The organism is Staphylococcus equorum (genome assembly GCF_001747895.1).
Lineage (GTDB): Bacteria > Bacillota > Bacilli > Staphylococcales > Staphylococcaceae > Staphylococcus > Staphylococcus equorum_A.
Genome location: NZ_LNNB01000004.1, coordinates 32,656 through 47,676 on the forward strand (window position 1 = coordinate 32,656; position 15,021 = coordinate 47,676).

Here is a 15,021-nt window from a genome sequence, read left to right on the forward strand (position 1 = left end):
GAAACACTTAAGTTCTTCAAATTGATTTTGTAATATTATACGAAACCTACTTTTATTGTTCAACTATTTCATCATTATTAATATCACTTGGCGTAAATACTTCGATATGTTGTTTTAAATTCAAGAAATTGCCTGGTAATTTACCACCATATTCACCATCTACGTTTAACTGCATATCTACAAATGATGATACGCTAATGGATTTGGCTTTCTTATAATGTATCTTAGGATGCTTAGTATGTTCTCCTCTAGAAGCTAGGGTCATTATATGTCCTAATTCAGCAAGGTTTGCTTTTTCAACGATAATCAATGTAAAATAACCATCATCTAACTTAGCATCTGGCACTAATTTTTCAAAACCAGCCATAGAATTCGTTAAACCTAATAAGAACAATAATGCTTCCCCTTGAAAAACTTCATTGTCATATTCCACACGAATATCGACAGCTTTCATTTGGGGTAACATTTCAAAACCTTTTATATAATAGGCAAACGGTCCAACGATGGATTTCAATTTACTTGGCGTCTCATAAGAAACTTGTGTTAATTGACCACCGGCAGCTAAATTTATGAAATAACGACTATTCATCTTGCCTATATCAACCCGTGTTGTATGGCCTTCTATAATCACATCAATTGCACTCATAATGTCATTTGGCAAATGTAGTGCACGTCCAAAATCATTTACTGTCCCCATAGGTATAATGCCTATATTAGGTCTGTTCGGCTGCTCTGCAATACCATTTATGACTTCATTAAGCGTACCGTCACCACCGGCAGCAATTAATACATCATAGTTTTGTTCTAAACTGCGTTCTGCTTCTGAAGTTGCGTCTCCAACCTTTTCAGTTGCATATGCACTTGTCTCAAACCCTGCTTTTTCTAATTTAATTAAAACATCTGGCAAGGTACGTTTAAACAATTCTTTTCCAGATGTTGGATTATAAATGATTCTAGCTCGTTTTCTCATATTTTATCCCTCGACTTCTTATACTCAATGTCTATATTATATGATTTAGATAAATGATAAAAGTATTTAGGCCAAATTTTACAGAATATATATAATATCGTATAAATAGTAAAAGAACCTGTAGACAAAAACGTTCTACAGGTTCTGCTATATCTATTATTGTAATGCGTTATCTAATCATCACATTACACTAAAATCCAACGCATTTTTAATTATCTTTTATCTAATTCTTGTTTTAACAATTGATTTACTAATTGAGGATTGGCTTGGCCTTTTGAAGCTTTCATAATTTGACCAACTAAGAAGCCCATAGCTTTACCTTTACCATTTTTGTAATCTTCAACTGATTGTTCATTATTGTCTAACGCTTCGTTTACAAATTTTAAAAGTGTAGCTTCATCAGAAATTTGAACTAGGCCTTTATCTTCCATAATTTGTTTCGCATCCCCACCATTTTCAGCGAGTTCTGGGAACACTTTTTTAGCGATTTTACTGCTCATTGTGCCATCTTCAATTAATTTAATCATTCCAGCTAAGTTTTCAGGTGTTAATTTTGTATCTAATAAATCAATTTGGTTTTTATTAAGATACTCATTCACGCCGCCCATTAACCAGTTAGAAGTTAATTTAGCATCTGCACCTTCAGCAATAGCACTTTCAAAGAAATCAGACATTTCTTTTGTAAGTGTTAATACATGCGCATCATAAGCAGGTAAGCCGAAGTTGTTCACATATTTTTCTTTTCTTTCATCTGGTAATTCTGGGATTGTTTGACGTACACGCTCTTTCCAAGCTTCATCCACATATAAAGGTACGATGTCTGGTTCTGGGAAGTAACGGTAGTCATCAGAGCCTTCTTTAACACGCATTAAAATTGTTTTACCAGTTGACTCATCATATCTACGTGTTTCCTGTAGGATTTCTCCACCATTTAATAGTTCTTCTTCTTGACGTTTTTCTTCATATTCAAGACCTTTACGTACAAAACTAAATGAGTTTAAGTTTTTCAACTCTGCTTTTGTACCAAACTCTTCTTGGCCATATGGACGTAATGAGATGTTAGCGTCACAACGTAGTGAGCCTTCTTCCATCTTACAGTCAGAAACACCAGTATATTGAATAATAGAACGTAGTTTTTCTAAGTATGCATATGCTTCTTCTGGTGAACGAATGTCTGGTTCAGAAACAATTTCAATCAATGGTGTACCTTGTCTGTTTAAATCTACTAAAGAGTATCCATCTTTATGCGTTGATTTACCAGCATCTTCTTCCATGTGAAGACGTGTAATGCCGATACGTTTTGTCTTACCATCAACTTCAATATCAATATAACCATTTTCACCAATAGGCTGATCAAATTGTGAAATTTGATATGCTTTTGGATTATCTGGATAGAAATAGTTTTTACGGTCAAATTTAGATTCTGTTGCAATATCCATATTGATTGCCATTGAAGCTCTCATAGCCCAATCAACAGCGCGTCTATTTACAACTGGTAACACACCAGGATATGCAAGATCAATTACGCTTGTGTTTGAGTTAGGTTTTGCTCCAAAATGTGCTGGTGATGCAGAGAACATTTTAGATTCTGTTTTTAACTCAACATGGACTTCTAGTCCAATAACTGTTTCAAAATGCATGATTTCCACTCCTTATAATTTTTCGTATTCATTATGAAAATTGAATTTTGTTTCATATTGGTAAGCGACACGATATAACGTCTTCTCATCAAATGGTTTTCCAATAAATTGTAAACCAATTGGACGTCCGTTTGATTTACCACAAGGAACAGAAATACCTGGTAATCCAGCTAAGTTTACTGGTGTTGTTAATAAATCATTCGCATACATTGTAAGCGGATCATCAATTTCTTCACCTATGTTAAACGCTGGTGTTGGTGTCGTTGGTCCTACAATAACATCGTAGTTTTCAAATATGCGGTCAAAATCATTTTTAATCAATGTTCTTACTTTTTGTGATTTTTTATAAAATGCATCATAATAACCAGAACTCAATGCAAAAGTACCTAAGAAGATACGACGTTTAACTTCGTCACCAAAACCTTCACTTCTAGACATTTTGTATAATTCTTCTAATGAGTTCGCTTCAGGTGAATGGTAACCATATCTAATACCATCAAAACGAGATAAGTTTGATGAAGCTTCTGATGAAGCAATAACGTAATAAGAAGGGATACCATATTTAGTGTTTGGTAATGATACTTCTTCAACTGTTGCACCTAATTCTTTTAGTGTTTCAACAGCTTGTTTAACAGAAGCTTTAACATCTTCTGATACACCTTCACCAAGGTATTCTGTTGGTAACGCAACTTTAAGACCTTGAATATCTTTACCGATATCAGTAGTGAAATCTGAATCTTCAACTGGCGCACTTGTAGAGTCATTTTCATCTAAACCAGTAATTGTTTCTAATACTAAGGCATTATCTTTAACATTACGTGTAAGTGGTCCGATTTGGTCTAATGATGATGCAAACGCAACTAATCCAAAACGTGATACGCGACCATATGTAGGTTTCATGCCTACGATGCCACAGTAAGCCGCTGGTTGACGAATTGAACCACCAGTATCAGTACCTAAACTGAAAGGAACTAAACCTGCTGCTACAGCTGCTGCTGAACCACCTGATGACCCTCCAGGTACTGCAGTATGATCAAATGGGTTAACCGTCTTTTTAAAGTATGAAGTTTCAGTTGAACCACCCATAGCGAATTCATCTAAGTTGAGTTTACCAATAAGTACTGCTTGTTCATTTCGTAATTTATTCATTACTGTTGATTCATAAATAGGTACAAATCCTTCTAACATTTTACTTGCGCAAGTTGTTTCAACGCCTTCAGTAATAATGTTGTCTTTAATACCCATAGGAATACCAAAAAGTTTACCTTCCATTTGGTCTTTAGCTTGTAATTCATCTAATTCCTGAGCTTGTTTAACTGCATTTTCTTTATCTAATGCAAGAAACGATTTGATTGTTGGATCAGTTTCTTCGATTGCATCATAAATATCATTCACAATTTGTGAAGGCTTAATTTCTTTGTTTTTTATTAAGTTGATCAAATTTTCCACAGATTCATAACGGATGGTCATCTTAAGCGTCCTCCTCATTCATGATAGATGGGACTTTAAATTGTCCATCTTCCGTCTCTTTAGCATTTTTTAATGCAAGCTCTTGAGGAATACCCTCGTCTGCTTTGTCTTCACGTAATACATTTTGTAAATCTAATACGTGATATGTTGGTTCTACTTCACTTGTATCTGCTGTATCTATATGATTAGCAAAGTTTAAAATACTTTCTAATGTTTCTTGCATCTCTGCAGTTGCATCTTCAGTAATTTCAAGTCTAGCTAAATTTGCTATATGCTCTACTTCTTCACGTGTAACTTTAGCCATTAAATAAAAGCCTCCTTTTTACTCATTCATTACAAAATTGTACCAAAATTCCGCCCAAAAATCTAAGCTTTTCGATAATAACAGTAAATTATAGTGATTTATTTTTATACTTTTCCAAAAAATATATGTTTTCACAACCCTTTTATAGCTAGGTTTTCAAGATGTGGATAAGTATTCATCACTTTTATATGTATAATAATTCTATTATTTCTATGAATATAGAATATACTCCAAAAAAATGTAAGCGTTTAACACTTAGTATCTATAGAGTAAAGTCATAAAATTACTTAACATTTACCTCGACGCTATTATGAATCCTCTTGTATAACCATTCATGTTCGAAAAGACACAAGCATGCACGTTCAAAATTGAAAAATTTTAAAACAAAAAAGAGCGGGATAGAAATCAAATTTTAAGCATTCATTGTTAGTGACTAGTATCACAGTTCCAATGATATTATCTATTGAGTCAGATTATAATTCTAATACCTAAGCTATCGCGTTTTAAAAATATGTTAAAGTAAGTTCGCTATACTAAAGTTTTTTGTATAAATTTATGTAATAAACCGATTTTGTAAAGGGCTGACGCCTAGGGGAATAGTGTGAGCGAGAGACTACAGGCTCGAGCCATACCCCAGGCAAGCATGCACTTTCAAAATCGGAAAATTTTAAAACAAAAAAGAGCGGGATAGAAATCAAATTTCAAATTTGATTTCGTATTCCCACCCTTACAAGGCTGGCTAAAAATTAGTTGTTGTTTTTATAAATATGAACTTGCGGTTCTTTATCTTCTTTTGTTTTACTAATTAGTGCTTTAGGGTTATTACCATCTTTAATGTGAATTTCATACTCATCTATATCATCGAAATATTTTCTTGCTTGTTCAGTGACATATTGTGTAATACCTATGGTTTCAGCTTTACCATAATAATCAATTGGTACATCTACAGATAATTGCTTAGCTTCTTTATTATCAAATTTAACAGTACCTACTGCTTGAGTGAAATTATTAAAATATGTTTGGAGATTATCATTAAACTGTTTGAAATCAGAGTTTAAACTTTCATCTAATTCTGCAGCTTCTCCAGATGGTAATAAAGCAGTTTTCTGTTGAATATCTTTCCATTCATTAATACGTGTTTTATCACCTTCAACTGTTGTACCAGCGATAAACTCACCAGGTATAATAGAGTTTTCTCCGGACTGTTTATAAACAGCAAAATGAATTGGAATATCTTTCAGTTCTTTATTTTCACGTAGTCTAGTAAGTATTTCTTCAGACATTTTTTTACCTTGTTTTTTAATTTCTTTGTCATCTAATTTCTTACTATAGGTCTCTCCATCTTTTTCCTTTTGGTAATAATATGTACTGTTCATCGCTAAACCAATCGTCATACCTTTAATTTTTTTACCTTTTGTATCTCCACTATTATAAAAATCTTGTTCTAAAATATTAGAAAGATATGCTGGTGAATTTTCTGCAATTTTCTCAGGATCAGTTTCACCATTATGAGATGGATTTAATCCTAAATTCTCATTTGCTTTTTTCTCTTTACGTTCGTCTTCATCCATATCATCGATTTCATCTTTAGTATATTTAGGTCCTAAATATGCGTTAATCGTATCTTTATCTAGATATTGGCCATCTTGATATAAATAATCTTCAGTTGGAAAGACTTCTTTACTTAAATCTAATAGACCACTCTCGAAATCTTCACCGTTATAACTATTTGCCATGTTTTCTTGTAATACACCGCGTGCTTTACTTTCTTTAAATGGTAATATTGTTCTGTAATTGTTTCCTGATACATTTTTATCTGTTGCTATATCTTTTACAGAACCAGAATCTTGTTGCTGCTGTTGTTGTTCATTTTCATTAGATTGTTCTTTGCTTTTCTCATCATCATTGCCACATGCTGATAATAAAAAAACTGCTGAGATGAATAGTATAACCTTCCGTTTCATGCATTATCTCCTCTATCCCTCGATTTCATTTTGCTTCTGAACAAAGTCTTCTTCTGACCATATTGCTGTACCAAATTTTTCAGCTTTTGTTAATTTAGAGCCTGCATCCTCGCCAGCGATGACTAAGTCTGTACTTTTAGTTACACTGCTCGTAACTTTTGCACCTTGAAGTTCTAACCATTTTGAAGCTTCGTTTCTAGTCATTTGATACAACTTACCAGTAAGTACAATTGTCTTGCCTTTAAAGTCTGGATGGCCTTCCAAATCACTTGTCTTTATGCCTTTATATGTCATATTAACATTTTTTTCTTTTAATTTATTAATAAGTGCACGAATATCTTCATTTTCTAAATACGTAACTACAGATTGAGCTACTTTGTGTCCGATGTCATGAATACCAACAAAATCTTCTTCAGTTACTTCGAATAATTTATCCATTGTGCCATATTTTTCAGCTATAACTTGGCTTGCCTTTACGCCAAGATGTCTGATACCTAAACCAAACAATAACTGTTCTAACGAATTGTTTTTAGACACTTCAATGGCATTGATTAAATTATCTACTTTTTTCTCTCCCATGCGGTCAAGTGGTAACAAATCTTCTTTTGTTAAGTAGAAAATATCTGCAATGTCTTTTATCTTTTCATTATCATAAAGTTGTTGAATGATTTTTGTACCTAAACCGTCGATATTCATTGCTTGTCTAGAAACAAAATGAATCATGCCTTCTACAAGTTGTGCTTGGCACTTAGGATTGATACAGCGTAAAGCAACTTCGCCCTCTATGCGTACTAATTCATGTTCACAACTTGGGCAATGTGTTGGCATATGATAAACTTCCGCGTTATCTGGACGTCTATCTAATACACTTTTAATGACTTCAGGTATAATATCCCCTGCTTTTTTAATTACTACACTGTCGCCAATTCTAATATCTTTGTCGTGAATCAAATCTTCGTTATGTAAAGAAGCGCGAGAAACAGTAGTCCCAGCAACTTTAACTGGTTCAAGAATAGCTGTAGGTGTGACTACACCTGTTCTACCTATACTTAATTCAATATCTAATAAATCTGTAATCACTTCTTCTGCTGGGAATTTATACGCAATCGCCCAACGTGGTGATTTTTGAGTGAAACCAAGCTCCTCTTGGTGCTCTACCATATTCACTTTAATTACAATACCATCAATATCATAAGGTAATGCTTCTCTTTTTTCAGTCCACTGTTCAATATATGCAATCACATCATCAATTGTTTGTACACGTTGACGTTCTTGGTTCGTTTTAAAGCCTAACTCATCTAATTCATCTAATGCTTCACTTTGTGTATTCGCATTAAATTGAGTAAAGTCATTAACACTATAAAGAAAAACACTTAGTTTACGTTTAGCTGCAAGCTTTGAATCTAATTGTCTAAGTGAACCTGCAGCAGCATTTCGTGGATTCGCAAACGCTTGTTCATCATTCTTAGCTTTTGCTTCATTTAAATTAAAAAATGATTGTCTAGGCATATACGCTTCGCCACGAACTTCAAATGTTCTAGCTTCCTTGATTTTCAAAGGAATCGCATGAATTGTTTTTAAATTTTCCGTAATATCCTCACCTGTAGTACCATCTCCACGTGTTAACCCTTGTACAAATCGGCCATTTTCATATTTCAAAGATACTGCCAAGCCATCTATTTTCAATTCACACATGTATTCTACGTCACCGATACGTTCACGTATACGTTGATCGAATTTTCTTAAGTCTTCTTCATTAAACGCGTTGCCTAAACTGAGCATCGGGGTATTATGTCTTACCTTCTCGAAAGTTGATTGGGCAGAACCGCCGACTCTTACTGTTGGAGAATCAGACGTTCGATATTCTGGGTGAGTCTCTTCAATGTCTATTAACTCATGCAACAATTTATCGTATTCACTGTCTGGCACTGATGGGTTATCTTGAACGTAGTACTCATAACTATAGCGATTTAAGCGTTGATGCAATTCGTCGACGCGTGATTGTAAATCAGCCACATTTTATTCCCCCTTTTTCTCAATTGGCGCAAATTGTGCAAGTAAGCGTTTCGGTCCTTCTGATTTAAAAATGATATCTAGTTCTACAGAACCATTTTTTTCTTTTACATTACTAACCATGCCTTCGCCCCATGATTTATGAACAACTTTGTCTCCAACTTTCCAATCGGAAGACACTTGTGCTTTTTTAGTAGCTGTAGCACGTTGGCTATAACCTCTTTTAGCTGGTTCTTTTGTTGCTGAACGGAAGCTATTGCCTTGTGTTTTAGCTTTAGATTTAGATTTAGTTTCATTTTCCAATAGATCTTCAGGTATTTCTCTTAAAAATCTAGAAGCCATATTGGATTGTGGTCGTCCAAATAACATTCTTGATGTCGCATGTGTTAAATATAATGTTTCTTCAGCACGTGTGATAGCTACATAACAAATACGTCGCTCTTCTTGCATTTCATGTTCATCATCGCTCTTAATTGCTCTAATGTGTGGGAATAAAGACTCTTCCATGCCCATGATAAATACAATCGGAAATTCTAGACCTTTAGCAGAGTGCATTGTCATCAATGTGATACCATCTTCAATTTGTGCTTCATCTATGTCTGCAACTAACGATAGATCCGTTAAGAAGTTAATTAATGACTGTTCTTCTAATGGTGTATTCTCTTCATAATCTTTTGGAACAGACATAAACTCATCGATATTTTCAAGTCTACTTCTAGATTCTAACGTTTGTTCACGTTCTAACATCTCGCGATAACCTGATTTAACTAGCACTTCTTCAACAATTTCAGTGATTTCAAGAAATTCTTGTTGTTTGATAAGGTTTTGCATCACATCATAAAAGTTAATACATTCTTGCGTTACTTTTTTAGATAATCCAATAAAGTCTACTTCAGCTAATGCATCAAACATACTCAAATCATTTTGTATTGCATAAGCTTGAATTTTATCTACAGAAGTTGGTCCAATACCACGTTTTGGAATATTTATTACACGACGCAAGCTAATATCATCATTACTGTTAGCAATGATACGTACATAACTTAATAAATCTTTAATTTCTTTTCTATCATAGAATTTTTGACCGCCAACCATTGTATAAGGGAGGTTTGATTTCATAAACGTTTCTTCAAGTACACGTGACTGTGCGTTCGTACGATATAAAATAGCCATATCTTTATATTTCTTTCCATTACGCTGATGTTTCATAATTTCGCGTACAACATATTCCGCTTCATCTCGTTCAGTTGTTGCTTCATAATAATGGATTTTATCGCCGTCTGTATTGCCCGTCCATAACCCTTTTGGTTTACGCTCTGAATTATTTTTAATCACTTCATTAGCCGCATTCAAAATATTTTTTGTAGAACGATAGTTTTGCTCTAGGAAAACCGTTTTTGCTTCTGGATAATCTTCTTCAAAAGAAAGGATATTTTGTATATCTGCGCCACGCCATCCGTAAATAGATTGATCTGAGTCACCTACAACGCAAAGGTTTTTAAATTTATTTGCAAGGAGTTTAACTAATGTATATTGCGCTTTATTCGTATCTTGGTACTCATCCACATGAATATACTGAAATTTATTTTGATAATAATCTAATACTTCTGGCACACGTTCAAATAGACGTATTGTAACCATAATCAAATCATCAAAATCTAGTGCTTCGTTTCTTGATAGTTGACGTTGATAACCTTTATAAACAGTAGCAACCATTTGTGCATGATAATCATTTGCTTCTTTTTGTGCATCTTCCGGCGTTTTTAATTCGTTTTTTAAATTACTAATAGCGCCTATAAACATTCTAGGTTCAAACTTTTTGCTATCAATATTTTCATTTTTTAATACATCTTTAATCACAGATTTTTGGTCAGTTGGATCAATAATTGTAAAATTGCGTTCTATGCCAATTCTATCTGCATCTCTTCGAAGGATTCTCACACACATAGAGTGGAATGTAGACATCCATAGCACTTGAGCTTGTTCCCCAACTAGGGTCTCAACACGTGCTTTCATCTCTTTAGCAGCTTTATTTGTAAATGTGATGGCTAATACGTTATATGGAGACACGTCTTTCTCATCAAGCAAGTAAGCTATACGATGTGTTAAGACACGTGTTTTGCCTGAACCTGCACCTGCCATTATAAGTAATGGCCCCTCTGTTGTACGTACTGCTTGGCTTTGTTCCTCATTCATCTTATTAACTAATGCGTTCATTTATGTGACTCCTTTATCTCAACTGTTTTTAATGCTTTTTCTATATCTTTATATATAATGTCTCCAACTATAATAGTGTCTGCGATTGAAGCCATTTGTTTTGCCTCGTTATAATCACTAATACCACCACCATAAAATAGTTGTGTATCTGTTAATTGATCTGCTGCTGTTTTTACTATTTCTACTTCTCCATATGTACCACTATATTCTATATACATAACTGGTAATTTGTACATATCATTAATCATTAATGCATAAGCTTCAATATCTTCCTCCGTTAAGTTTGTATTTGCTTGCGTCACTTTCGCAACTTTACTATCAGGATTAAGTACGACATAACCTTCAAATATGACTTCATCAAAATCAATTATTTGTCCGAATGACTTGAGTGCATCTAACAACATGCCATTATGATATTTAACATCTGAACTGTTTAACACTGTAGGCACGAAATAAAAGTCAAAACCAAGCATTACGCTATCTACATTTGAAATTTCCAATGCTATCGGTAATGAATATTGCATTAAGCGTTGCTTTAAATGAAAAACATTATCTTCAGTAACATCATCTGTTCCGCCTATGATAATTGCGTCTGTGTTAGATAAACAAATTGCCTCTAATTCTTCGTCAGATATTAACTTTGCAGGGTCTAATTTAAAAATATGTTTCCACTTTTTAATGTCATGCATGATATGTTACTCCTTTTTTAAACATACATATGATTATATCATTTTTAGTCTGTGAGTTCTAAAATGATGTCGAAAAAAACCACCCCAATATTTCTGAGATGATTTTTACAATTTAGTTTCCTTTTTACGGTAATGATTTAATTCAACTGGTAATAACTTTCTAAGTTTGTATCTTGGTTGTCTATAATTTTAGCTAATTCAGATCCTACATATCGCAAATGCCATGCCTCATATGCATAGCCTGTTTGATTTGATTGCCCTTTAGGATACCTAATAATAAAACCATATTTAGAAGCGTTTTGAGCTAACCAGTGCGCTTCTTTTGTATGTTCAAAATCGTCGTGGAAATCTTCAAGTGGTCTTTGTGTACCTACATCAAATGCTAACCCTGTTTGATGTTCTGAATGACCCGGTTTAGCAGTGTATTGTTTCGCAACTTTTTCCCCATCATTTTCAATATATGATTTCACTACTTTTTGTTGATCTTCATAACTTCTATAGCCACTAATATAGTTTAAATCTAGTTCTTTTTGTTCAGCTTTATCTAGCATTTCATTTAATTTACGTCTGGCTTTTTTATTTTCGCCAGGTTTATAATGTTTCGGTAATTGGTATGTTTTGTTGACAATGACATGCCCATTCACTTTCGTCACGCCTTGACTTTCAACAATAATAGGTAATGCATTTTTAGGTTCGACGATATCTGAATGCACAGGTTGTTGATGATTAGAAATTATTATAAAAGACATTCGTATGACAATACTGATAAACAATAAAGTCGCAATTACAATTATCCACTTCTTAAACACAATTATCTCCCCTCCAACATGTGTACATATAATAATATTTTCACAAAATACATATAACAATGATGCAGTTGATATGTCTCAATTACCATTCTATCACTTTACAAAACATAAAGAAGCTGCCGACAAAGTATCATACTCTATCGACAGCTAGGATTAAATTAATGTGTTAACCTTACTTCTTATATAAAATCATCTAATCAGCCGTTTCAATATTCATGCGGTCTAGAATCATAGTATAAGCATCATTACCCCATTGCAACGATCTTTTCACACGAGAAATTGTTGCAGTCGATGCACCAGATTCTTGTTCAATTGTCGCATAAGTGAAACCTTGTTTAATCATTTTTGCGACTTGTAATCGTTGTGACAATGACTGTATTTCATTAACAGTACATAAATCATCAAAGAATTCATAACATTCTTCTCTATTTTCAAGTGTCAAAACTGCATCGAACAATTCATCTAATGCTTTTCCTCTTAATTTTTCTATTTGCATTCAAAACAACCCCTGTATCTTTCAATTTAATCTCAGTTTAACGTACTAATACATTAAAGTGTAACGATTTCCCTTGAAAAATTCAATTATTCCTGGTTATTCTAAACCAGCTCTTTCAAAAATAGTGTCAACTTGGTTTAAATGGTGTTTTGGATCGAAACATTCATCTAAGTCTGCTTCAGATAATAATGTTGTAATTGAACTGTCTTGTTCAATTAAAGTTCTAAATGGTGTTTTAGTTTCCCACGACTCCATAGCCTTAGGTTGTACTTTATCATATGCTTCTTCACGTGCCAAACCTTTATTAATTAACGCTAACAATACACGTTGTGAGTAAATTAAACCAAATGTTTTATCAATATTTTCAAGCATATTATCTTCAAATACTGTCAGTCTATCAACAATATTTGTAAAACGATTCAAACCGTAATCTAATGCAATCGTGACATCTGGAAGCATAATACGTTCAGCTGAAGAATGAGAAATATCTCGTTCATGCCATAATGGCACATTTTCATAAGCTGTTGTTACATAACCTCTTATTACACGTGCAATACCTGTAATATTTTCAGAACCAATTGGGTTACGTTTGTGTGGCATTGCTGATGAACCTTTTTGTCCTTTAGCAAATGCTTCTTCTACTTCACGTGTCTCAGTTTTTTGTAAATTACGTATTTCCACGGCAAATTTCTCCATTGAAGTACCGATAAGCGCAAGTGTCGCAATATAATAAGCATGACGATCACGTTGTAGCGTTTGCGTTGATACCGGAGCTGCATCTAGACCTAAATTTTCACACACATGTGCTTCTATTTCAGGTGGTATGTTAGCAAAAGTACCTACTGCACCACTCATTTTTCCAACTTCAATTTCTTCTCTTACACGTTTAAAACGTTCTAAATTACGTTGCATTTCTGTATACCAAAGCGCCATTTTAACGCCAAATGTTGTTGGCTCAGCATGCACGCCATGTGTACGACCCATCATTAATGTATATTTGTAATCTTTTGCTTTTTTCGCTAATACTTCAATAAATCTTTCTAAATCTTTTTCAATAATGTCGTTTGCCTGTTTAATCACATAACTTAACGCAGTATCTACTACATCAGTTGAAGTTAAACCATAATGAACCCACTTACGTTCTTCACCAAGTGTTTCAGAAACTTGTCTTGTAAATGCGACTACATCATGACGTGTTTCTTGTTCAATTTCCTGTGCACGTTCAACATCAACCTTGGCGTTTTCACGTATTTTTTTGACGTCTGCCTCAGGTATATCACCTAGTTTACTCCAAGCTTCACAAGCAAGTATCTCTACTTCCAACCAAGCTTCATAGCGATTTTGATCAGTCCAAATATTAGACATTTCTTCTCTAGAATAGCGTTCAATCATTGAAATTAGCTCCTATCTTACATAAGTTTTAGTTCACAAACCTCAAAACATGTACATTTAAGTTCATTTCCACTTTAAAGTTCGTGTTTGTTCTTTTCAATACTAGTTTACCAGAATTACTTTGAAATGTATAAGCCTTTTAAGCCTACTATAGAAATTATTTAGAATCAAAGTATTAAAAAAGAGCCTGAAACATAAATACATGTATCAGACTCCCATACTTATCATTCTTGTAATTTGCCTACGAACTCAATTTCTTGTTTTAGCACCTCTACGCTGCCGTCTTTATTTTCTTTGTAAACGGGCTTTTCAAAACGTTTAACTGGTGTATAACCAGCTTCACGCATGCGACCCAAACAATCTTGAATTGACTCGTGTTCTTCGACTTTGAATTTTTGTTGTTTTTTCATATGCTTTCAACTTCATCCGTATCATATTGTTTAAGTTTTTTACTTTTAACACCTTTCGCCCAGAACCCACCATGAATCGTACGCGGTTCGTATGCGACCATAAATGCTTTTTCATCAATTTGTTTAATCGTCTCGATTAATTTAGCTTCAAAACGTCTCGGTGTAAGAATTTGTAAAATCAAGCGTTTGCCATCTCGGCCGTATGCAGTATTATGTGTCACGCCATACCCTAAATCTCTTAATTGTCTTGGTAAGTCTAACTCATACGCAGATGAAGTTACATTGACTACTGTATATCCAAGTGCTAGTTTTTCTTCAATCTTCATACCTACAATAATACCTATTGAAAAACCAAAGGCGTATGCAAGCACATTTTGGATTTGATCCAAACTAGACATTACCATACCTAAACCAATAACATATACAAGGACTTCCAAGAAGCTCACGATTGCAGCTACATAGCGATAACCTTTAAGGGTTAATATCGTTCTCATCGTTAGACACGTTACATAAGCAACGTTGATTATAAAAATGGCTAAAACCATTAACCATGGCGTAGATGTTATCACTGACATGTCCATTTTCCTTTCTGTTACATTAAATTCAAGTAATTCTATCAGTAAGTTTATATTTTGTCACTAAAAATT

13 protein-coding genes are annotated in these 15,021 nt (G+C 33.8%); all 13 read right to left on the minus strand.

Annotation, left to right across the window (positions count from 1 at the left end; genetic code table 11):
- Nucleotides 1–52 precede the first annotated feature (52 nt).
- Nucleotides 53–970: a diacylglycerol kinase gene (locus tag AST02_RS00810; protein WP_046466250.1), complete on the minus strand. Its 918-nt coding sequence runs from the start codon at nucleotides 968–970 to the stop codon at nucleotides 53–55.
- Nucleotides 971–1,182: 212 nt separating this feature from the next.
- Entirely contained in the window at nucleotides 1,183–2,610 is a 1,428-nt protein-coding gene (gene gatB / locus AST02_RS00815) for an Asp-tRNA(Asn)/Glu-tRNA(Gln) amidotransferase subunit GatB (protein ID WP_069815005.1), read from the minus strand.
- 12 nt (nucleotides 2,611–2,622) lie between these two features.
- The gene (gene gatA / locus AST02_RS00820; protein WP_046466252.1) at nucleotides 2,623–4,080 is read right to left on the minus strand and encodes an Asp-tRNA(Asn)/Glu-tRNA(Gln) amidotransferase subunit GatA; all 1,458 of its coding nucleotides are present in this window, start codon (nucleotides 4,078–4,080) and stop codon (nucleotides 2,623–2,625) included.
- Nucleotide 4,081: 1 nt separating this feature from the next.
- Entirely contained in the window at nucleotides 4,082–4,384 is a 303-nt protein-coding gene (gene gatC / locus AST02_RS00825; RefSeq protein WP_046466253.1) for an Asp-tRNA(Asn)/Glu-tRNA(Gln) amidotransferase subunit GatC, read from the minus strand.
- Between the two features lie 746 nt (nucleotides 4,385–5,130).
- Entirely contained in the window at nucleotides 5,131–6,348 is a 1,218-nt protein-coding gene (locus tag AST02_RS00830; RefSeq protein ID WP_046466254.1) for a CamS family sex pheromone protein, read from the minus strand.
- A gap of 12 nt (nucleotides 6,349–6,360) precedes the next feature.
- Nucleotides 6,361–8,364 (minus strand): NAD-dependent DNA ligase LigA, encoded by a 2,004-nt coding sequence (gene ligA, locus AST02_RS00835; protein WP_069815013.1) that lies wholly within the window; start codon nucleotides 8,362–8,364, stop codon nucleotides 6,361–6,363.
- Between the two features lie 3 nt (nucleotides 8,365–8,367).
- Entirely contained in the window at nucleotides 8,368–10,578 is a 2,211-nt protein-coding gene (pcrA, locus tag AST02_RS00840) for a DNA helicase PcrA (RefSeq protein ID WP_069815016.1), read from the minus strand.
- The gene (locus AST02_RS00845; RefSeq protein WP_069815017.1) at nucleotides 10,575–11,267 is read right to left on the minus strand and encodes a heptaprenylglyceryl phosphate synthase; all 693 of its coding nucleotides are present in this window, start codon (nucleotides 11,265–11,267) and stop codon (nucleotides 10,575–10,577) included. Before AST02_RS00845 ends, pcrA begins: the two co-directional genes overlap by 4 nt.
- A 137-nt stretch (nucleotides 11,268–11,404) precedes the next feature.
- Complete coding sequence (locus AST02_RS00850) at nucleotides 11,405–12,076, minus strand: M15 family metallopeptidase (protein ID WP_069815019.1); 672 nt, start codon at nucleotides 12,074–12,076, stop codon at nucleotides 11,405–11,407.
- Nucleotides 12,077–12,269: 193 nt separating this feature from the next.
- Complete coding sequence (locus AST02_RS00855; RefSeq protein WP_046466259.1) at nucleotides 12,270–12,572, minus strand: YerC/YecD family TrpR-related protein; 303 nt, start codon at nucleotides 12,570–12,572, stop codon at nucleotides 12,270–12,272.
- A gap of 96 nt (nucleotides 12,573–12,668) precedes the next feature.
- Complete coding sequence (gene purB / locus AST02_RS00860) at nucleotides 12,669–13,964, minus strand: adenylosuccinate lyase (protein WP_069815021.1); 1,296 nt, start codon at nucleotides 13,962–13,964, stop codon at nucleotides 12,669–12,671.
- A gap of 224 nt (nucleotides 13,965–14,188) precedes the next feature.
- Nucleotides 14,189–14,374 (minus strand): NETI motif-containing protein, encoded by a 186-nt coding sequence (locus tag AST02_RS00865; protein WP_002507181.1) that lies wholly within the window; start codon nucleotides 14,372–14,374, stop codon nucleotides 14,189–14,191.
- Nucleotides 14,371–14,949, minus strand: coding sequence for a DUF2179 domain-containing protein (locus AST02_RS00870; protein ID WP_046466261.1), 579 nt, complete (start codon nucleotides 14,947–14,949; stop codon nucleotides 14,371–14,373). Before AST02_RS00870 ends, AST02_RS00865 begins: the two co-directional genes overlap by 4 nt.
- Nucleotides 14,950–15,021: the final 72 nt, after the last annotated feature.

What these genes read in the sequence shown, in the direction of transcription:
- gatA (WP_046466252.1), bottom strand. Translation starts at nt 4,080, where the DNA reads ATGACCATCCGTTATGAATCTGTGGAAAATTTGATCAACTTAATAAAA.
- pcrA (WP_069815016.1), bottom strand. Translation starts at nt 10,578, where the DNA reads ATGAACGCATTAGTTAATAAGATGAATGAGGAACAAAGCCAAGCAGTA.
- gatB (WP_069815005.1), bottom strand. Translation starts at nt 2,610, where the DNA reads ATGCATTTTGAAACAGTTATTGGACTAGAAGTCCATGTTGAGTTAAAA.
- AST02_RS00845 (WP_069815017.1), bottom strand. Translation starts at nt 11,267, where the DNA reads ATGCATGACATTAAAAAGTGGAAACATATTTTTAAATTAGACCCTGCA.
- AST02_RS00855 (WP_046466259.1), bottom strand. Translation starts at nt 12,572, where the DNA reads ATGCAAATAGAAAAATTAAGAGGAAAAGCATTAGATGAATTGTTCGAT.
- gatC (WP_046466253.1), bottom strand. Translation starts at nt 4,384, where the DNA reads ATGGCTAAAGTTACACGTGAAGAAGTAGAGCATATAGCAAATTTAGCT.
- AST02_RS00810 (WP_046466250.1), bottom strand. Translation starts at nt 970, where the DNA reads ATGAGAAAACGAGCTAGAATCATTTATAATCCAACATCTGGAAAAGAA.
- purB (WP_069815021.1), bottom strand. Translation starts at nt 13,964, where the DNA reads ATGATTGAACGCTATTCTAGAGAAGAAATGTCTAATATTTGGACTGAT.
- AST02_RS00830 (WP_046466254.1), bottom strand. Translation starts at nt 6,348, where the DNA reads ATGAAACGGAAGGTTATACTATTCATCTCAGCAGTTTTTTTATTATCA.
- AST02_RS00870 (WP_046466261.1), bottom strand. Translation starts at nt 14,949, where the DNA reads ATGTCAGTGATAACATCTACGCCATGGTTAATGGTTTTAGCCATTTTT.
- AST02_RS00865 (WP_002507181.1), bottom strand. Translation starts at nt 14,374, where the DNA reads ATGAAAAAACAACAAAAATTCAAAGTCGAAGAACACGAGTCAATTCAA.